Source organism: Nocardioides euryhalodurans (assembly GCF_004564375.1).
GTDB classification, from domain to species: Bacteria; Actinomycetota; Actinomycetes; order Propionibacteriales; family Nocardioidaceae; genus Nocardioides; species Nocardioides euryhalodurans.
This window is the reverse complement of record NZ_CP038267.1, coordinates 1,899,395-1,918,621: the sequence shown is the minus strand read 5'-3', so window position 1 is coordinate 1,918,621 and position 19,227 is coordinate 1,899,395. Positions and strand designations below refer to the sequence as shown.

Annotated in this window: 16 protein-coding genes; 12 read left to right on the top strand and 4 right to left on the bottom strand. The window is 72.2% G+C overall.

Translation table 11 applies throughout. From position 1 onward, the window contains the following. Positions 1–60 precede the first annotated feature (60 nt). The 5 genes from EXE57_RS09070 to EXE57_RS09050 all read left to right on the top strand — a co-directional run bounded on the left by EXE57_RS09070 (position 61) and on the right by EXE57_RS09050 (position 7,392). Entirely contained in the window at positions 61–3,942 is a 3,882-nt protein-coding gene (locus EXE57_RS09070; RefSeq protein WP_135076653.1) for a DNA-directed RNA polymerase subunit beta', read from the top strand. A gap of 89 nt (positions 3,943–4,031) precedes the next feature. After that, the gene (locus EXE57_RS20190) at positions 4,032–5,120 is read left to right on the top strand and encodes an alpha/beta fold hydrolase (RefSeq protein WP_135076650.1); all 1,089 of its coding nucleotides are present in this window, start codon (positions 4,032–4,034) and stop codon (positions 5,118–5,120) included. A gap of 126 nt (positions 5,121–5,246) precedes the next feature. Further along, positions 5,247–5,609, top strand: a complete 363-nt coding sequence (locus EXE57_RS09060) for a DsrE family protein (RefSeq protein WP_135076646.1) — start codon at positions 5,247–5,249, stop codon at positions 5,607–5,609. A gap of 53 nt (positions 5,610–5,662) precedes the next feature. After that, the gene (locus EXE57_RS09055; protein WP_135076643.1) at positions 5,663–6,715 is read left to right on the top strand and encodes a serine hydrolase domain-containing protein; all 1,053 of its coding nucleotides are present in this window, start codon (positions 5,663–5,665) and stop codon (positions 6,713–6,715) included. Beyond that, on the top strand, positions 6,712–7,392 hold the full coding sequence (locus EXE57_RS09050; protein ID WP_167305864.1) for a DUF429 domain-containing protein: 681 nt from the start codon (positions 6,712–6,714) through the stop codon (positions 7,390–7,392). Before EXE57_RS09055 ends, EXE57_RS09050 begins: the two co-directional genes overlap by 4 nt. Before the next feature lie 15 nt (positions 7,393–7,407). On the opposite strand, the gene EXE57_RS19715 is transcribed toward EXE57_RS09050, so the two are convergent. Then, positions 7,408–7,581 (bottom strand): hypothetical protein, encoded by a 174-nt coding sequence (locus tag EXE57_RS19715; RefSeq protein ID WP_167305863.1) that lies wholly within the window; start codon positions 7,579–7,581, stop codon positions 7,408–7,410. A 138-nt stretch (positions 7,582–7,719) separates the two neighbouring features. Here EXE57_RS19715 and EXE57_RS09045 point away from each other — a divergent pair, with 138 nt between their 5' ends. Beyond that, positions 7,720–8,955 (top strand): geranylgeranyl reductase family protein, encoded by a 1,236-nt coding sequence (locus tag EXE57_RS09045; RefSeq protein ID WP_135076638.1) that lies wholly within the window; start codon positions 7,720–7,722, stop codon positions 8,953–8,955. A 177-nt stretch (positions 8,956–9,132) separates the two neighbouring features. Here the strand turns inward: EXE57_RS09045 and EXE57_RS09040 are convergent, their stop codons facing one another. Beyond that, positions 9,133–10,719, bottom strand: a complete 1,587-nt coding sequence (locus EXE57_RS09040) for a phytoene desaturase family protein (protein WP_135076635.1) — start codon at positions 10,717–10,719, stop codon at positions 9,133–9,135. Continuing rightward, on the bottom strand, positions 10,716–11,933 hold the full coding sequence (locus EXE57_RS09035; protein ID WP_167305862.1) for an aminomethyl transferase family protein: 1,218 nt from the start codon (positions 11,931–11,933) through the stop codon (positions 10,716–10,718). Before EXE57_RS09035 ends, EXE57_RS09040 begins: the two co-directional genes overlap by 4 nt. A gap of 111 nt (positions 11,934–12,044) precedes the next feature. Between EXE57_RS09035 and EXE57_RS09030 the strand changes: the two genes are divergently transcribed. Continuing rightward, positions 12,045–13,124: an aromatic ring-hydroxylating oxygenase subunit alpha gene (locus tag EXE57_RS09030; protein WP_208543024.1), complete on the top strand. Its 1,080-nt coding sequence runs from the start codon at positions 12,045–12,047 to the stop codon at positions 13,122–13,124. Beyond that, positions 13,117–14,277, top strand: coding sequence for an N-methyl-L-tryptophan oxidase (gene solA / locus EXE57_RS09025; protein ID WP_135076629.1), 1,161 nt, complete (start codon positions 13,117–13,119; stop codon positions 14,275–14,277). Before EXE57_RS09030 ends, solA begins: the two co-directional genes overlap by 8 nt. A 19-nt stretch (positions 14,278–14,296) precedes the next feature. Here solA and EXE57_RS09020 read toward each other — a convergent pair whose 3' ends face one another. Next, a complete protein-coding gene (locus EXE57_RS09020; RefSeq protein WP_208543023.1) occupies positions 14,297–14,944 on the bottom strand; it encodes a TetR/AcrR family transcriptional regulator in 648 nt (215 codons plus the stop codon). Positions 14,945–14,976: 32 nt separating this feature from the next. Between EXE57_RS09020 and EXE57_RS09015 the strand changes: the two genes are divergently transcribed. From EXE57_RS09015 to EXE57_RS09000, 4 genes are all read left to right on the top strand, one after another. Next, positions 14,977–16,140 (top strand): aromatic ring-hydroxylating oxygenase subunit alpha, encoded by a 1,164-nt coding sequence (locus EXE57_RS09015; RefSeq protein ID WP_135076626.1) that lies wholly within the window; start codon positions 14,977–14,979, stop codon positions 16,138–16,140. A gap of 116 nt (positions 16,141–16,256) precedes the next feature. Continuing rightward, complete coding sequence (locus EXE57_RS09010; protein WP_135076623.1) at positions 16,257–17,072, top strand: lysophospholipid acyltransferase family protein; 816 nt, start codon at positions 16,257–16,259, stop codon at positions 17,070–17,072. A gap of 11 nt (positions 17,073–17,083) precedes the next feature. After that, a complete protein-coding gene (locus EXE57_RS09005; RefSeq protein WP_135076620.1) occupies positions 17,084–17,959 on the top strand; it encodes an NUDIX hydrolase in 876 nt (291 codons plus the stop codon). Then, positions 17,956–19,218: a hydroxyacid-oxoacid transhydrogenase gene (locus EXE57_RS09000; RefSeq protein ID WP_135076617.1), complete on the top strand. Its 1,263-nt coding sequence runs from the start codon at positions 17,956–17,958 to the stop codon at positions 19,216–19,218. The genes EXE57_RS09005 and EXE57_RS09000 overlap by 4 nt, the downstream gene beginning before the upstream one ends. The last annotated feature ends 9 nt before the right edge of the window (positions 19,219–19,227 follow it).

Sequence of the window (19,227 nt, the reverse complement as noted above, 5' to 3'; positions counted from 1 at the left end):
CAGGACCGGGGGTTCGGTCCACCAAGCTTTGAACGTATCTAACGAAGGATTGAAGCCAACGTGCTTGACGTGAACTTCTTCGACCAGCTCAAGATCGGCCTGGCCACCGCGGACGAGATCCGCCAGTGGAGCCACGGCGAGGTCAAGAAGCCCGAGACCATCAACTACCGCACGCTCAAGCCCGAGCGTGACGGCCTGTTCTGCGAGAAGATCTTCGGTCCCACCCGGGACTGGGAGTGCTACTGCGGCAAGTACAAGCGCGTGCGCTTCAAGGGGATCATCTGCGAGCGCTGCGGCGTCGAGGTGACCCGCTCGAAGGTCCGCCGTGAGCGGATGGGCCACATCGAGCTGGCCGCCCCCGTGACCCACATCTGGTACTTCAAGGGTGTCCCGTCGCGGCTGGGCTACCTGCTCGACCTGGCGCCGAAGGACCTCGAGAAGGTCATCTACTTCGCCGCCTACATGATCACCTCCGTCGACGAGGACGCGCGTCACCGCGACCTGTCCTCGCTCGAGGGCAAGGTGCAGCTGGAGCGCGAGCGCCTCGAGAAGCGGCGCGACACCGCGCTCGAGGACCGCACCAAGAAGCTGGAGGAGGACCTGGCGACCCTCGAGGCCGAGGGTGCCAAGGCCGACCAGCGTCGCAAGGTCCGTGACGGCGCCGAGCGCGAGATGAAGCAGATCCGCGACCGCTCGCAGCGCGAGATCGACCGCCTCGACGAGGTCTGGAACTCCTTCAAGTCGCTCAAGGTCCAGGACCTGATGGGTGACGAGCTCCTCTACCGCGAGATGAAGGCCTGGTTCGGCAAGTACTTCGAGGGCCACATGGGCGCCACGGCGATCCAGAAGCGCCTCCAGGACTTCGACATCGAGGCCGAGGTCGAGTCGCTGCGCGAGACCATCGCGACCGGCAAGGGCCAGCGCAAGGTCCGTGCCCTCAAGCGGCTCAAGGTCGTCGACGCCTTCCGCAAGACCGGCAACCAGCCGATCGGCATGGTCCTCGACGCCGTCCCGGTCATCCCGCCGGACCTGCGGCCGATGGTGCAGCTCGACGGTGGCCGCTTCGCGACCTCCGACCTCAACGACCTGTACCGCCGTGTCATCAACCGGAACAACCGCCTCAAGCGGCTGCTCGACCTCGGTGCGCCCGAGATCATCGTCAACAACGAGAAGCGGATGCTCCAGGAGGCCGTCGACTCGCTGTTCGACAACGGCCGCCGCGGTCGTCCCGTCACCGGCCCGGGCAACCGGCCGCTGAAGTCGCTGTCCGACATGCTCAAGGGCAAGCAGGGCCGGTTCCGCCAGAACCTCCTCGGCAAGCGTGTCGACTACTCCGGCCGTTCGGTCATCGTGTCCGGCCCGCAGCTGAAGCTGCACCAGTGCGGCCTGCCCAAGCAGATGGCGCTGGAGCTGTTCAAGCCGTTCGTCATGAAGCGGCTGGTCGACCTGTCGCACGCCCAGAACATCAAGTCCGCCAAGCGGATGGTGGAGCGCGCGCGCCCGGTCGTGTGGGACGTCCTGGAAGAGGTCATCACCGAGCACCCGGTGCTGCTCAACCGTGCACCCACGCTGCACCGCCTCGGCATCCAGGCCTTCGAGCCGCAGCTGATCGAGGGCAAGGCCATCCAGATCCACCCGCTCGTCTGCACGGCGTTCAACGCCGACTTCGACGGTGACCAGATGGCGGTGCACCTGCCGCTGTCCGCCGAGGCCCAGGCCGAGGCGCGGATCCTGATGCTGTCGACGAACAACATCCTCAAGCCGTCCGACGGCCGGCCGGTGACGATGCCGACCCAGGACATGATCATCGGTCTGTTCTTCCTGACGACCGACCGTGACGGCGAGCCGGGCGAGGGTCGTTCCTTCAGCTCGGTCGCCGAGGCGATCATGGCCCTCGACCGCGGCGAGATCAGCCTGCAGAGCCAGGTACGGATCCGCTTCGACGAGGTCGTCCCGCCGCTCGAGCTCGACCTGGGCGCGGAGTGGGAGGAGGGCACGTCCCTCACCCTGGCGACCACGCTGGGCCGGGCGCTGTTCAACGAGACCCTGCCCGCCGACTACCCCTTCGTGAACTACGAGGTGGGCAAGAAGGCCCTGGGCGCGATCGTCAACGACCTCGCCGAGCGCTACACCAAGGTCGAGGTCGCCGCGTCGCTGGACGCCCTCAAGGACGCCGGCTTCCACTGGGCCACGCGTTCGGGCGTCACGGTGTCGATCGACGACGTGACCACGCCGGGCAACAAGGCCGAGATCCTCTCGGACTACGAGAAGCAGGCCGAGAAGGTCCAGAAGCAGTTCGAGCGCGGTCTGGTCACCGACGAGGAGCGCCGCCAGGAGCTCATCGAGATCTGGACGCAGGCCTCCAACGACGTCGCCAAGGCGATGGAGGGGACCTTCGACAAGTCGAACCCGATCTACATGATGGTCGACTCGGGTGCGTCCGGAAACATGATGCAGATCCGTCAGGTGGCCGCCATGCGTGGTCTGGTGGCCAACCCGCGAGGCGACATCATCCCGCGGCCGATCAAGGCGAACTTCCGTGAGGGCCTGTCGGTCCTGGAGTACTTCATCTCCACGCACGGTGCCCGCAAGGGTCTCGCCGACACCGCGCTGCGGACCGCCGACTCGGGCTACCTGACGCGTCGTCTGGTCGACGTGTCGCAGGACGTCATCATCCGTGAGGACGACTGCGGCACCGAGCGTGGGCTGCCGAAGACGATCGGCGTCCGGGGCGAGGACGGAGTGGTCCGCAAGGACGACAACGCCGAGACCGCGGCGTACGCCCGCTCGGCGGCCGTCGAGATCACCCACCCCGACTCCGGTGAGGTGCTCGCCGCTGCCGGCGAGGACCTCGGTGACGTCAAGATCGGTGAGCTCGTCGCGGCCGGCATCGAGGAGGTCAAGGTCCGCTCCGTGCTGACCTGTGACGCCAAGACCGGCACCTGCGCGAAGTGCTACGGCCGCTCGCTGGCCACCGGCAAGATGGTCGACATCGGCGAGGCCGTCGGCATCATCGCCGCCCAGTCGATCGGTGAGCCCGGCACGCAGCTGACGATGCGTACCTTCCACACCGGTGGTGTGGCCTCGGCCGACGACATCACGCAGGGTCTGCCCCGTGTGGTCGAGCTGTTCGAGGCGCGTCAGCCCAAGGGACTCTCGCCGATCTCGGAGGCCAGCGGCCGGATCGAGATCGAGGAGACCGACAAGACCCGCAAGGTCCTGGTCACCCCGGACGACGGCTCCGACGTCCACGAGTACCCCGTCAGCAAGCGGTCCCGCCTGCTGGTCGCCGACGGCGACCACATCGAGGTGGGCCACCAGCTGACCGTCGGTACTCCCGACCCCAAGGAGGTGCTCCGGATCCTCGGCATCCGCCGGGCCCAGCAGCACCTCGTGGACGAGGTCCAGCAGGTCTACCGCTCGCAGGGCGTGTCGATCCACGACAAGCACATCGAGATCATCGTGCGGCAGATGCTGCGTCGCGTGACGGTCATCGAGTCCGGTGACACCAACCTGCTTCCCTCGGACCTGGTCGACCGGATCCGCTTCGAGGAGGAGAACCGTCGGGTGGTGACCGAGGGCGGCAAGCCGGCCTCGGGTCGTGCCGAGCTGATGGGCATCACCAAGGCGTCGCTGGCCACCGAGTCGTGGCTGTCGGCGGCCTCCTTCCAGGAGACGACCCGCGTCCTCACCGACGCGGCGATCAACGGTCGCAGCGACTCGCTGCGCGGCCTGAAGGAGAACGTGATCATCGGCAAGCTGATCCCGGCCGGAACCGGACTGGAGCGCTACCGCAACATCCGGGTGGAGCCGACCGAGGAGGCCCGTGCCGCGGCGTACTCCGTCACCGGCTACGACTCCTACGACTACGAGTTCGGCAACTCCGGCAGCGGCCAGGCCGTTGCCCTGGACGACTTCGACTTCGGGTCGTACCAGAACTGACCGCACCACGGAGGGGCCCCGTCGCTGACCAGCGGCGGGGCCCTTCCGCGTCCCGGGGCGACGACGCCGGTCGGCCCTATCATCGAGGCATGGTCGGAGTCGCAGATGACGGCGTCCGTCAGGTCGTCCGCTTCTGCCGGTCGTCCGACGGCGTGAACATCGCGTACGCCGTGCACGGGTCCGGTCCGCCGTTGGTCGTCGACGCGTGCTGGATGAGCCACCTCGACTTCGACTGGGACAGCCCGATCTGGCGGCACTACCTCGTCGAGCTCGGCCGGATCGCGACGGTGATCCGGTTCGACGAGCGGGGCCACGGCCTCTCCGACCGCGACGTCGACGACCTGGGCCTCGAGCGGCGGGTCGACGACCTCGCCGCGGTGGTCGACGACGCCGGGCTGGACCGTTTCGCGGTGCTGGCGATGGCGCAGGGCGGGCCGGTGACGCTGCACTACATGGCTCGCAACCCCGGACGGGTCACCCGGCTGGTCTGCGCCAGCACCTACGCCGGAGGCTCGGGCCACGTCACCGAGGACGACCTCGCGCTGGAGGAGGCGTTCGAGGCGCTGATCCGGGCCGGGTGGGACCGCAAGGACCCGGCCTTCCGGCGGGTCTTCACCTCGATGATGATCCCCGACGCGACCGAGGAGCAGATGCGGTGGCTCGACGAGCTCCACAACAAGGCCGTGACCGCGCCCACGGCGTACGCCGCCCGCCGTGCCCGGCGTGACGCCGACGCCAGCGACCTGATGGCGAGGGTGGACGTGCCCACGCTGGTGCTCCACTCGCGCGACGAGCGGATGAACGACTTCGAGCAGGCCCGCAGGCTGGCCCGCGGCATCCCCGGCGCCCGGCTGGTCGCGCTGGAGAGCCGCAACCACATCCTGCTGGAGGACGAACCGGCCTGGCCGGTCTTCCTGCGCGAGGTGACGGCCTTCCTCGCGGCCGACCGGGACGCCGCGGACCCGGCGGGGTCCCCGGTGACGGCGCTGCTCACCGAGCGCGAGCTCGACGTCCTCGCGCTGGCGGCCGAAGGCCGTGACAACGCGGCCATCGCCGACCGGATGGTGCTCAGCCCCCGCACCGTCGAGCGGCACCTGCAGAACATCTACCTCAAGCTCGGCCTCACCGGGACCACGGCCCGGACCGCGGCCGTGGCGCGCTTCCTCACCGGCCGCTGACGGTCCTACGCGTCCGCCGCCAGCGACCCCGGCTCCGGACCGGGTGAATGGGTGCCGGCGCGGACGCGGCACCACCACGTCCGCTCCTACCGTCGAGCCCACCATCGACGAAGGAGGAGTCACACCATGGGCAAGGCAGTCGTCTCACTGGCCACCGGGCTGGAGGATCCCGAGAAGGTCACGGTGGCCTTCCTGGTCGCCGTCGGAGCTGCGGAGTCGGGCCGACCGACCCTGATGTTCCTCACTAAGGAAGCAGTCCGGTTGGGGATGAAGGGGATCGCGACGGGGACCGCGTGCGCCGGGTGTCCGTCGCTGGAGGACCTGATGGGTCGTTACGAGGCCGCCGGCGGGCGCTACCTCGTCTGCCCGCTGTGCGTCGACGCCAAGGGGCTGCAGGACGACGTCCTGATCAGCGGCGCCGAGCGGGGCGGCACGGTGCCGATGTGGGAGTGGATCGGCGACGAGGGCGCCACCACCTTCAGCTACTGACCCCGGGCGTAAACCCGGTGGTGCCGCGGCCCCCTCGCTCCTACGCTCGAGGCATGGAGCAGGGGGACGCCTGGCAGCAGGTCGAGCGCCGTCTGGAGGAGCTGGCGGCGGCAGACCGTTTCTCCGGCGTCGTGCTGGTGACCCGAGGCGCCGAGACGCTGCTGACGTGCGGCGCCGGCGTGGCCGACCGGGCCGCGGGGACGCCGGTCACGCTGCGCACCCGCTTCGCGGTCGCCTCGCTCTCGAAGATGTTCACCGCCGCGGCCGTGCTCAGCTGCGTCCGCGACGGGCTGCTCCACCCTCACGACCGCGTCGTCGACCTGCTTCCGGCCGCGCGCCGGCCGCGGACGATGCGCGACGCGGTGACCGTCCACCACCTGCTGACCCACACCTCCGGCATCGGTGACTACGCCGAGGAGGACGAGGACCTGCCCGGCTACGTCGCCGACTACGGGTCGCTGTGGCGCGAGCGGCCGTCGTACGCGATGGAGCGGCCCGACGACTACCTCCCGCTCTACGCCGACGCCGCCCCGGTGGCGGAGCCCGGAACCGCCTTCCACTACTGCAACGGGGCGTACGTCCTGCTCGGCGCGGTGCTCGAGGAGGTCACCGGGCTCGACGTGGTCACGGTGATCACCCAGCGGGTCCTCGTGCCCGTGGGGATGGCGGACAGCGGCTACCTCCGCCTCGATGACGCCCACCCGGACGTGGCCCTCGCCTACCTGCCCCGGACCGACCCGTCCGCGCCGTGGCGCACCAACGTCTTCTCGGTCCCGGTGGTCGGGGGAGGGGACGGCGGGGCGCTGGTGACCGCACCCGACGTCGACCGGTTCCTCCGGGCGATCGCGGGCGGCGACCTGCTGGGGGAGGAGCTCACGGCCACGATGCGCACGCCGTACGTCCGCGTCGACCACGAGGCTGCGATGGGCTACGGGATCTTCCTGCTCGACGAGGGCGGTTTCGGCCACGGCGGTGGGGACCCGGGCGTGGAGACCGGCGCCCGCCACCTCCCCGACCAGGACGTGTCGATCGTCGTCCTCTGCAACGGCGAGGACATGCTCGACGAGGCGTGGGACCTCGTCGAGGCCGCCCTGGCCACGGCGTGATCCCGCCGGTCCTGGGTGTCGACGCCTGCCGCGCCGGCTGGGTCGGTGCGTCGCTGCGCGACGGCCGGGTCGAGCTGCTGACGGCGCCCACCGTCGCCGCCCTGGTCGCTCGGCTCGCGGTCGCGCCGGCCGTCGTCGGCATCGACATCCCGATCGGGCTCCCCGACACCGGTCACCGGCTGGCCGACGTGGCGGCGCGGACCGAGCTGCCGGTGGGGCGGAAGTCCTCGGTCTTCCCGACCCCCGCGCGGGCCGCCGTGGCGGCGACGACGTGGCAGGAGGCCAACGCCGCCAACCGTTCCGCCACCGGCAAGGGACTGAGCCACCAGGCGTTCAACCTGTGCGGGAAGGTCGCCGAGGTCGACGCGTGGGTCCGGGGCGGCCTCGGCCTGGTCGTGATCGAGGTCCACCCGGAGGTGTCCTTCACGGCGCTCGGGGCCGACACCCTCGCCTCGAAGAAGACGGCGGCGGGACGTGCGACCCGCGAGGCGGCGCTGCGTGCGGCCGGGATCGTCGTGCCCGCGGACCTGCGCGGCCCCGGCGTCGGCGCCGACGACGCCCTGGACGCCTGCGCGGTCGCGTGGACGGCGCTGCGGCACGCCCGGGGTGAGTCACGCACGCTGCCCGAGGTTGCCGAGCGGTTCTCCGACGGGCTGGCCGCCGCCATCCACGTCTGAGCGAGGGGGGCCGGGCTACAGGGTGCCGCCGGCCCCACTGGCGACGGTGCCTGCATCGTGGCTCTCCTTGCCACAGCGCAGGCATCGCAGGAACATGCCGGTCGCCTCCCCTTCCTGGGACGGCGGGTAGGAGATCTTCGCCCATCGGTGGCCCACCAGGCACAGGGTGAACCGCTTCAGCTGGTTCATGACGCTCGCCGTCCTCTCCACGGCTCAGCTCCACTGCCCTGGGGCTCGCTCCGATCGTACGCCCGGAGCACGGGTGACGGGGAGGCGATGCGGGACCACGGATTCGGCCGGTCACGGGGGTCCTGAGACAATCGGGGGGTGAGCCTGCCCTCCCGCACCGACGTCCTCGTGGTCGGCGCCGGCCCCGCCGGGTCGGCCGCCGCGGCCTGGGCGGCCCGGGCCGGTCTGGAGACGCTGCTGGTCGACGCCGCGGTGTTCCCGCGCGACAAGACCTGCGGCGACGGGCTCACGCCCCGCGCGGTGGGCGAGCTGCAGCAGCTGGGCCTCGAGGACTGGCTGCGGGCGCACACCGTCAACCAAGGGCTGCGGGCGCACGGCTTCGGACAGACCCTGCTGCTGCCGTGGCCGGGCGGGACCCTTCCGGCGTGGGGCTCGGCCGTCGCCCGGACCGAGCTCGACGACCATCTGCGCACGACCGCGATCAAGGCCGGGGCGCAGGCCGTCGACGGCGTGCGGGCGGTCGACGTCCGCATGGACGGCGACCGGGTCGCCGCGGTCACCTTCGCCGCGGGCGAGGAGCGTGTCGAGGTCGCCTGCGAGCGGCTGGTCGTGGCCGACGGCGTCCGCTCGCCGCTCGGCAAGCTGCTGGGCCGGGAGTGGCACCGCGACACCGTCTACGGCGTCGCCGGTCGCAGCTACGTCGGGTCCGGGATGTCGGACGACCCGTGGATCAGCTCCCACCTCGAGCTGCGCGGCACCGGCGGCGAGATCCTCAGCGGCTACGGCTGGATCTTCCCGCTCGGCACCGGTGAGGTGAACCTCGGCGTCGGCACGCTCGCCACCGCGAAGCGGCCCGCCAACATCGCGATCAAGCCCCTCATGGGCTTCTACGCCGAGCAGCGCCGCGAGGAGTTCGACCTCTCGGGCGACCTGCGCGCACCGACGTCGGCGCTGCTGCCGATGGGCGGTGCCGTCTCGCAGGTGGCCGGCCGCAACTGGGCGCTGATCGGCGACGCCGCCGGCTGCGTGAACCCGCTCAACGGCGAGGGCATCGACTACGGCCTCGAGACGGGTCGGCTGGTCGTCGAGACGATGACGACGCACGACGACCTGGGATCGGTCTGGCCGGCGCTCCTCACCGAGCACTACGGCGAGGCGTTCTCGATCGCGCGGCGGCTCGCCGGGCTCGTGACCGTCCCCGGGCTGCTGGCGAGGCTCGGACCTGTCGGGATGCGGTCGGACTGGATGATGACCCTCGCGCTGCGCTGGATGGGCAACCTGGTCACCGACGAGGACCGTGACCGGGCCGCCCGCGTGTGGCGCTGGGCCGGTCGCCGGTCGATCGCCCGGGACGCCCGGCCCCCGTTCGTCTGAGGTCGCCTTCGCGGCATCGCGGTGGTGCCGGCCCTGCTTCGGCCCCGGGGTCTCGAGGCTCGCTGGCGCTCGCACCTCGGACCTCCGGGGTCGCTCTGGTGCCGTGGCCTCCGGAGGTGGCCGACGTCGGAGGTCGAACCTCGAGACTCCCGCACCCGGGCGCGGGCGTTCCCGGGATCAGCGGCGGCGGTCGCGCAGGATCCGCTCGCTGGCGAGCTTGCCGGGGGCGCCGATCACGCAGCCGCCGGGATGGGTTCCCGAGCCGCACTGGTAGTAGCCGTCGATCGGCGTCGCGTACTGGCTCCAGCCCGGCGCGGGGCGGAAGAAGTACATCTGCGGCGCCAGGAACTCGCCGGCGAAGATGTTGCCCTCCGTGAGGCCCGTGACCCGCTCGATGTCGACGGGGGTGACCACCTCGCGGTGGAGCACCAGGTCGCCGAACCCGGGGAAGTGGGACTCCAGGACCGCCTGTGCCTTGTCGCCGAACGGCTCCCGCTCGGTCTCCCAGTCGCTGCCGCGGAGCTCGTAGGGGGCGTACTGCACGAAGCACGACATGACGTGCTTGCCGGGAGGCGCCATGTCGGGGTCGACGACCGACTGCACCGCGGCGTCGATGAAGGGCTGCTCGCTGTACCAGCCGTACTTCGCGGCGTCGAAGGCGCGCTCGACGTACTCGATGGTCGGGCCGATGTTCAGGAACCCGCCGAAGTGGTCGACGGTGTCCGGCAGCGCCGGGAAGACGGGCAGCCCGTCGAGGGCGAAGTTGACCTTGGCCGACACGCCCCGGAACTTCATCCGCTCCACGTTGTCGACCAGGTCGCCCGGGAGCTCGCGCGGGTCGACGAGCTCCAGGAACGTGCGCCGCGGGTCGAGTGCCGAGACCACGACGGGTGCCCGGAACTCGGTGCCGTCCTCGAGCGCGACGCCCACGGCTCGGCCGTCCTGGTGGAGGACCGAGGTGACCGGCGCCTCGAGCCGGATCTCGGCGCCGTACGCCTCGGCGGCGCGCGCCAGCACCTGGGTGAACCCGCCGTTCCCGCCCTTGTGGAAGGCCCACGAGCCGAGGTGGCCGTCGTGCTCGCCCATCTTGTGGAACAGCAGCACCAGGCCCGAACCCGGTGACATCGGCCCGACCTTGGAGCCGATGATGCTGGAGGAGGCGTGGAAGCCCTTGATCGCCTCGTGGGTGAAGTAGTCGTCGAGCCAGTCCGAGGCGCTGCCGGTCAGCAGCCGGACCGTGTCGTGGAGCACCGAGCGCTCCACGGAGCCGAGCTGCTTCAGCAGCCACGCCACGTCGGCCTGGTCCTCGGGGTCGGTGCCGAAGATGTCGGGTGGGGCGGAGTCGAACAGCGGCCGGATCGCCTGGCACACCTTGTCGAGGTCGTGGTGGTAGCGCTCGTAGGCATCGGCGTCGCGCGGGGAGTGGCGACGGATCTCCTGCAGGTTCTGCTGGTGGTCGTCACCGAGGAGGAGGTAGTCGCCGTCGCCCGTCGGGTGGAAGGACGAGGGCATCATCAGCGGCATGAAGCCGTGGCGGACCAGGTCGAGCTCGTGGATGATCTCGGGCCGTAGCAGGCTCAGGGCGTAGGAGAACGTCGTGAACGAGAAGCCGGGCACCAGCTCCTCGGTGATGGCCGCGCCACCGACCATGCCGCGGCGCTCGAGCACGAGGGTGCGGAGGCCGGCCTTGGCGAGGTAGGCGGCGTTGGTGAGGCCGTTGTGGCCGCCACCGACGACGATGGCGTCGTAGCTGTGGGCATTCATGCGCGGGCGGTCTTTCGGCTCGGGTCGAAGAACGGCGTGCGGGCGACCTGCGCCCGGACGGAGGTGTTGTGGTGGTTGACGGCCAGCTCGAGGTGGACCTCGGTGCCGGTCGCGGCGTGGCCGGGGACGACGCGGGCCAGGCCGACGTGGCGCTGGAGCACCGGGGAGTAGACGAAGCTGGTGCAGTAGCCGACCTCGACGGCGCCGGTCCCGACCGGTCCGTCGAGCAGCATCGCCTCGTAGGACCAGGGGTGCTCGTCCTTGGGCGGGAACAGCCCGGCGTCGCGGTGGAGCCGGTCCCAGTCGGCCCAGTCCACCACGATCCCGACCGTCCGCCAGCGTGAGGTGTCCTCGGCCAGCTCGCGCCGGATCGCGGCGCCACCGACGAAGGCACGCCCGTCCTCGCGCACGCCGCGCAGCATCCAGCCCATGCCGAGCTCGCGGGGCGTGACCCGCTGGTGGTCGGTCATCGCCACCCGGCTGTTGTGCCACTCGACGTCGACCAGCGGCAGGCCCGCCTCGATCCGCAGTGTCATCAGCGCCTCCTCCCCGAACGGGCGGAGGCCGTGGTCGCGGCCGGCGTCGAGCACCGCGTCCAGCACGGCGACGGCGTCGTCGGCACCCACCGTGATCTCGAAGCCGAGGTCGCCGGTGTAGCCGGTACGGGAGATGCTCACCGGCGCCGACCCGATCTTGGCCGGGGTGAGGTCGAAGAAGCCGAGCTCGTCGACCTCGGGTGCGAGCTCGCCGAGCACGGTCCGCGAGCGCGGCCCCTGCACGGCGAGGATCCCGTGGTGGTCGGAGACGTCCTCGATCTCGACCCGCAGCCGGCCCCGGTGCTCCTCGAGCCACCCCAGGTTGGGTCGGGCCGCGGTGAGCAGGAAGTCGTCGGCCGCGTGCCGGAAGACCACGCCGTCCTCCATCACGAACCCGCGGTCGTCGCACCACAGCGTGTACTGGGCGGTGCCGGGCCGGCAGGTGCGGATGTCGCGCACCATCACCCCCGCCAGCAGCCGTTCGGCGTCCGGGCCGGTGAGCCGGTACTTGAACAGCGGCGAGGTGTCGAAGACCCCGACGCTGTTGCGCACCGCGAAGTACTCGTGCTTCGGCGCATGGGTGTAGCGAAGGGCGGAGAGGTGCCCCTGCCAGTGGGTGTAGAGGCCCTGGGAGTTGAGCTCGCTCAGGCGCGGGTGGAAGGGGGTCGTGCGGATCACCCGCCCACGGTATCGGTTACTGATCCGTGAGTCAGTAGCCGACGTGCGATCGTCGTGCCAGAATCCTCCTACTGAGTCGTGAGTCAGCAACGCGTCGACCGAGGAGGTCGGGTGGGTCTGGAAGCAGCGCTGCCGCGGGAGCTGTACGTCGACGACGCCGCCTGGGCCGCGGAACGCGAGGCCGTGCTGTTCGCGGAGTGGTTCTGCGTCGGTCGGGCCGACCGCCTCGCGACCTCCCAGGCGGTCGCGGTCGACGTCGCCGGCGAGTCGGTGGTGCTCACCTGCGACGACACGGGCGAGCTCCGTGCCGCGTACAACGTCTGCCGCCACCGCGGCTCGCAGCTGCTCGACCCCGCCGCCCCCGCGTGCTCGGTGGGGGCGCTGCGCTGCCCGTACCACTCCTGGACCTACGGGCTCGACGGCCGGCTGCTGCGGGCTCCGCACGCCGAGGTCGACGACCCCACGGCGTTCTCCCTGAACCCGGTCGCCGTGGCCACGTGGGGCGGCTTCGTGTTCGTCCACCTCACCCCCGAGGCGGCCGAGCCGCTCGAGCCCTCGGTGGCCCGGGCGCAGGCGACGCTGGCCAACTACGCGCTCGACGCCCTGGTCGTGGGGGCCTCGTTCCACTACGAGGTGGCCGCCAACTACAAGGTGCTGCTGGAGAACTACAACGAGTGCTACCACTGCGGCCCGGTCCACCCGGAGCTCTGCCGGTTGGTGCCGTCCTTCGCGGGCGGCGGCAGCGACCTGGACTGGGAGGAGGGCGTGCCGCACCGCGAGGGCGCCTGGACCTTCACGACGACGGGGACCACCGCACGGGCGCCGCTGCCGGGGCTGACCGAGGCCGAGCGGACCCGCCACAAGGGCGAGCTGGTCTATCCGAACCTCATGCTCTCGGCGTCGGCCGACCACGTCGCGGCGTTCGTGCTGCTGCCGCACGGCCCCGCCCGCACCACGGTCGAGTGCTCGTTGCTGTTCGCCCGCGACGAGGTGGAGGACCCCGGCTTCGACCCCTCCGACGCCGGCGAGCTCTGGGACCTCGTCAACCGCCAGGACTGGGCGGTCTGCGAGTCGGTGCAGCGCGGCATGTCGTCCCGGAGCTACCGCCACGGCTGGTTCGCGCCGATGGAGGACGAGTCGCTCGACATCCGGCGCTGGCTGCTGCCGAGGTTGGGGCGGCGCGATGGCTGAGCAGGTCGACTTCGTCGTCGCCGGGCTGGGGGCGCTCGGGAGCGCGGCCGCGTGGCAGCTCGCCCGCCGGGGCCACCGGGTCGTCGGGCTCGAGCGGTTCGAGCTCGGGCACTCCCGCGGGGCGAGCCACGACACGAGCCGGATCCTGCGGCACAGCTATCACACCCCGGCGTACGTCCGGCTGACGCAGGAGGCGTACGCCGACTGGGCGCTGCTCGAGGCGGAGAGCCGCGAGTCCCTGGTGACCCGGGTGGGCGGGCTCGACCTCTTCCCGCCGGACCCGGCGATCCCGCTGGTCGACTACACCGCCTCCCTCAGCGACGTCGGCATCGCCCACGAGCTGCTGGAGGCCGCCGAGGTGACGCGCCGCTGGCCGCAGTTCCGGCTCCCCGACGGGACCGTCGCGCTCCACCAGGCCGACGCGGCCATCGTCCCCGCGGCCCGGGGCACGCGGGCGATGCAGGACCTGGCGCGGCGCCACGGGGCCGACCTGCGCGAGCTGAGCCCCGTGGCCGGGGTCCGGGTGGTGGGTGACGGGGTGGAGGTCACCACACCCCACGGCGTGCTGCGGGCCCGGGGGCTGGTGGTCTGCGCCGACGCGTGGGTCAACGACGTCCTGGGCCACCTCGGCACGAGCATCCCGCTGGAGGTGACGCTCGAGCAGGTCACCTACTTCCGCCCCGAGCGGCCGGTCGACTTCGACCCGGCCGTGCTGCCGCTGTGGATCTGGATGGACGACCCGTGCTACTACGGTTTTCCCACCTACGGGGAGCCCACCGTCAAGGCCGCCCAGGACTGCGGCGGGCCAGCCGTCGACCCGGACCACCGCACCTCCGAGGTGGACCCTGCGATGCAGGCGCGGCTCGCCGCGCACCTCGCCGACATCCTCCCCGGCAGCGGGCCGCCGGTGCGGTCGCTGCGCTGCCAGTACACCCTGACCCCCGACCGGGACTTCGTGCTCGCCCCGCTGCCCGACCACCCGCAGGTGGTCGTCGGGCTGGGTGCCGCCCACGCGTTCAAGTTCGCCCCGACCTTCGGGCGGCTGCTGGCCGACCTCGCCGCCGACGGCTCGACCCCCAGCGACGTGGCGGCGTTCCGGATCGACCGGCCCGGGCTGGCCGACCCCGACTACGCAGCACACTGGCTGGTGTGAGGTGCGCGCGGCAACCGGCTCAGGCCAGCAGGGCGGGGTCCAGCCCCACCTCGGTGGCGACCGCCTCGGCCACCCAGCGACGCAGCTGCGCCCGGGTGACGCTGCGGTAGACCAGCGTCGCGACGGACAGCCCGTCGAGCAGCGCCGACACCCGCGCCACGGAGGCCGCCGGGTCGGGACACACGAACACCCCCTGCGCCACGCCCTCGTCCACGATCCCGCGCAGCACCGTGCACCAGCGGTCGTCGAGCCGGCGGAGCGCGGTACGGATGCCGGGCTCGCGCTGGGCGAGCGCCCACGCGTCGATCCAGATCCGCCAGCCTGCCGCCGGGCCCGTGGGCCCGTACGCCCGCAGCGCCCGGCGCAGCCGGTCGACCGGGTCGGTGCCCCTGGCCACGGCCGCGTCGAGCCGGGCCAGGTCGCGCTCGACGGCGTACGCGAACGTCTCGACGACCAGCGCGTCCTTGGTGCCGAAGTGGTAGAACACCAGGCTCGGACTGACCCCGAGGGCCTGGGCGACGTCGGTCACCCGGGTGGCCGCCAGGCCGATCCGGTCGACGATGCCGCTGGTCGCGGCGAGGATCTCGTCGCGCCGCAGGTCGACGCTGCGGCGCCGTCGCGGCGCCGTCACCCCGCCCCGGTCCGGTCCGTCGCCCGTCAGCCCCACCCGCGCAGCCTAGCCACAGGAAGGAGCACCCGATGACCCTCACCGACGCCCTGGAGCAGCTCCGGAGTGCTGCCCCGACCGACGGGGAGCCGGTGCTGATGATGCCGGCCGTCGCCTACACGACCGAGCAGGTGCTCGACTGGGAGCGGCGCCACCTGTTCGCCGGGGGCTGGACCTGCCTGGGCCGGCGCGCGGACCTGTTCCCGACCGACCGGGAGCGGCTGACGCAACAGGCGGTCGCCGTCGGTGACGTCGCCTGCCTCGTCGTCCGCACCGGCGACCGGCTGCGGATGTACGCCAACACGTGCCGGCACCGCGGCCACGAGCTGCTGCCCGAGGGGCAGGGGTCGGAGCGGCGGAGCATCCTGTGCCCGTACCACGCCTGGACCTACGACTTCGACGGCCGACTGATCGGCGCCAAGGGTTTCCGCGACGACGAGCGCTTCGACGCCGACGACCACGGGCTCGTCGAGCTGCCGGTCCGGGAGTGGCACGGGTGGGTGTTCGCCCACGCGCTCCACGCCGTGGGGAGCCTCGAGGTGCCCGACTTCGACACCTACGTCGGCGACCTGGCCCCCCTGGTGGCGCCGTACGACCCGGCGTCGCTCGTGGTGGCCGATCGCCACACCTACGAGGTGGCGGCGAACTGGAAGGCGATCGCGGAGAACTACCACGAGTGCTACCACTGCCCGCTGATCCACCCCGAGCTGTGCCAGGTGAGCCCGCCCGACTCGGGGGACAACTACGACCTGCCCGGAGCGTGGGTCGGCGGCTCCATGGACCTGCGTGACGGCATGGCCACGATGTCGATGACCGGCGAGCTGGCTGCGGCGCCGATCCCGGGGGCGCCGGCCGACCGGGTCGAGTACCTCCACCTGCTGCCGAACCTGCTCGTCTCGGCGCACCCCGACTACGTGATGACCCACCGGCTGGTGCCGCTGGCGCCGGACCGGACCTGGGTGGAGTGCTCGTGGCTGGTCGTGCCGGGGACGGACGGGACCGCGCCGGCCGCGGCCGCGGCCGTGGAGTTCTGGGACGTCACCAACCGGCAGGACTGGGCGGCCTGCGAGTCGGTGCAGCGCGGGCTGGCCAGCCCGCACTTCCGGCCGGGCCCGTTCGCCCCCAACGAGGACGCCGTCGCCCAGCTGGTCTCGCTGATCGGTCGGGCCTACCGGACGGGCTCGTTGCTCCCGTGAGGCGAGGGCCGGTCAGGTCGCGGCGCTGGTGTCGCTTGCTGCCGGTGCCCTGAGCCCGTTCGGCTCGCCGGGACGTCGATGCGCGGGCGGCGGGCCGACCACGGTTGAATGCGCGGGTGCGATTCCGTGATCCCTGGTACGACGCGACCGTCGCGCTCGGCCGCGTCGCGCTCGGGGCGCTGGGGCTGCGGACCGAGATGGAGGGCCTCGACAACCTCCCGTCGTCCGGTCCGGCGATCGTGGCCGCCACCCACGTGGCCTACCCCGACTTCATGACGCTCGCGGCCGCCGGTCGGAAGCGGGGTCGCAGCATCCGGTTCCTGACCCGGCACGACGTCTGGAACACGCCCGGCGTGCGCGCCGCGATGACCGGCATGCGGCACGTGCCGGTCGACCGGGAGGCCCCGGCGGCGGCCTACGTGATGGCGCGGCGGCTGCTCCGCGAGGGCGAGGTCGTCGGGATCTTCCCGGAGGCCGGGATCTCGTGGTCCTACACCGTGCGGTCGCTGATGCCGGGCGCGGTCGCGCTGGCGCGGGAGACCGGCGCCCCGGTGGTGCCGGCGTCGCAGTGGGGGATCCAGCGCGTGTGGAGCGTCGGGCGCCCGGTGGCCGGGCGGAAGCCGCGACCCAGCCTGACGCGCGGGCGGCGCAACGACCTGCGGCTCGGGACTCCCTTCACGGTGCCGGCGGACGGTGACCTCGTCGACTGGACGACCCGGCTCGGCGTCGAGCTGACCGAGCTGCTGGAGGAGCTGCAGGCCAGGCCGCACCTGCGGCCGCAGCCCGGCGAGCACGCCCCGTGGTACCCGGCACACCTGGGCGGCCACGCCCCTGACCGGCGCGAGGCGCTGGACCTCGACGTCGTGCCGCGCGCGGCGATCGTGGCGTCCTGGGGCCCGCCGGTCCCACCCCGGCGCCCGGCCGACCACTAGGTTGGACCGCGATGGCCAGCACTCCGAAGCGACAGCGTGTGGCGGCGTACGCCGTCATCGTCCGCGACGACCAGATCCTGCTCAGCAGGTTGTCGCCGCTCGTCACCCAGGAGGAGCTGTGGACGCTTCCCGGTGGCGGGCTCGACCACGGTGAGGACCCGCGGGACGCGGTGATCCGCGAGATCCACGAGGAGACCGGCCTCGACGCGACCGTGAGCGACACCGCGCGGGTCTACTCCGCCCACCTGCCCTCGGCCTGGCGCAACGGTCGCCGGGTCGACGCGCACGCGGTCCGGATCGTCTACGACGGCTGGGTCGCCCCCGGTTCGCCCGAGCCCCGCGTGGTCGAGGTCGACGGCTCGACCAGCGAGGCCGCCTGGCACCCGCTGGCGTCCGTCCTGTCCGGGGCCCTGCCGGTCTCACCGCTGGTCGTCGAGGCGCTCGCCGACCACCGCCCGTTCCGGCTGCAGCGCGTCGCCGCCTACGGACTGGTACGACGGGGTGAGGAGGTCCTGCTGACCCGGGTCTCGTCGCGGGGCTACCACTCCGGGAGGTGGAGCCTCCCCGGCGGCGGGGTCAGGCACGGCGAGAGGCCACAGGATGCGCTCGTCCGCGAGATCCGCGAGGAGTGCGGGGTCGAGGCGCGGGTCGGCCCGTTGGTGACCCTGTTCGACGAGCACTTCTCGGGCACCGCCCCTCGCGGGCGGTTCGAGGACTTCCACAGCATCGCCCTGATCTTCTCCGCCGACGTGCCCGCCGACGTCGAACCGCGGCTCGTGGAGCTGGACGGGACCACGGACGCGGTCGCCTGGATCCCGGTGGCGGACATCGAGTCGGGGACGGTCCCCGTCCACGACGCCGTGACCCACGTCCTGGAGGTGACATGACCGAGACCGTCTTCACCTACGCCGCACCCGGCCTCACGTTCGGACCCGGCGCGTCGGGCGAGATCGGCCACGACCTGGCTGCCTCGGGTGCCCGGCGCGTGCTGCTGGTGACCGACCCGGGCGTCGCGGCCACCGGCCACCCGGCTCGCATCGCGGACCAGGTCGCGGCGCAGGGCATCGACGTGACGACGTACGACGGAGCGGCGGTCGAGCCGACCGACGCCTCGCTCGAGCAGGCCATCGGCTTCGCGCGCGGTGCCGGTCCCCTCGACGCGATCGTCGCGGTGGGTGGCGGGTCCGCGATCGACACCGCCAAGGCGGTCAACCTGCTGACGACCAACCCCGGCGAGCTGCTCGACTACGTCAACCCGCCCGTCGGCGGTGGCCGCGCGCCCAGCGAGCCGCTGCTGCCACTGGTGGCGGTGCCGACGACGACGGGGACCGGCAGCGAGTCGACCACCATCTGCGTCCTGGACGTCCTCGCCCAGCAGGTCAAGACCGGCATCAGCCACGTCGCGCTGCGCCCGACCCGCGCCGTGGTCGACCCGGACCTCACGCTCACGCAGCCGGCGATGGTGACCGCGGCGGCCGGCATGGACATCCTGTGCCACGCGCTCGAGAGCTACACCGCCCGCTGGTACGCCGACTTCCCGGCCAAGCAGCCCGGCGAACGGGTGCCCTACTGCGGCGCCAACCCGATCGCCGACCTCTGGTCCGAGAAGGCGCTGTCGCTGGTCGCCGGGGCGTTCCGCAGCGCCGTCCGCGACGGGTCGGACCGGGCGGCCCGCGAGCAGATGGCGCTCGCCGCCACCTTCGCCGGGCTGGGGTTCGGCAACGCCGGCGTCCACATCCCGCACGCCAACGCCTATCCCGTCGCCGGGCGGGTCCGCGACTACCGGCCCGCGGGCTACCCCGACGGCAAGCCGATCGTGCCCCACGGGATGGCGGTCTCGCTGACCGCTCCGGCCGCCTTCCGGTTCACCTTCGACTCCTCGCCGGATCGGCACCTGCGCGCGGCCCGGCTGCTCGACCCCGACGTCTCCGGCGACGGCCCGGAGGTGCTCGCGAGCGTGCTGGCCACCTTGATGCGTGATGTCGGGCTGCCCAACGGGCTGGCGGAGGTGGGCTTCGGCGTCGCCGACGTCGACGACCTGGTCGAGGGCGCCCTCAAGCAGCAGCGGCTGCTCGCGACCGCTCCGCGCGACGTGACCGGCGAGGACCTGGCCGGGGTGTTCCGCGACTCGATGGAGCTGTGGTGAGTCGGCGAC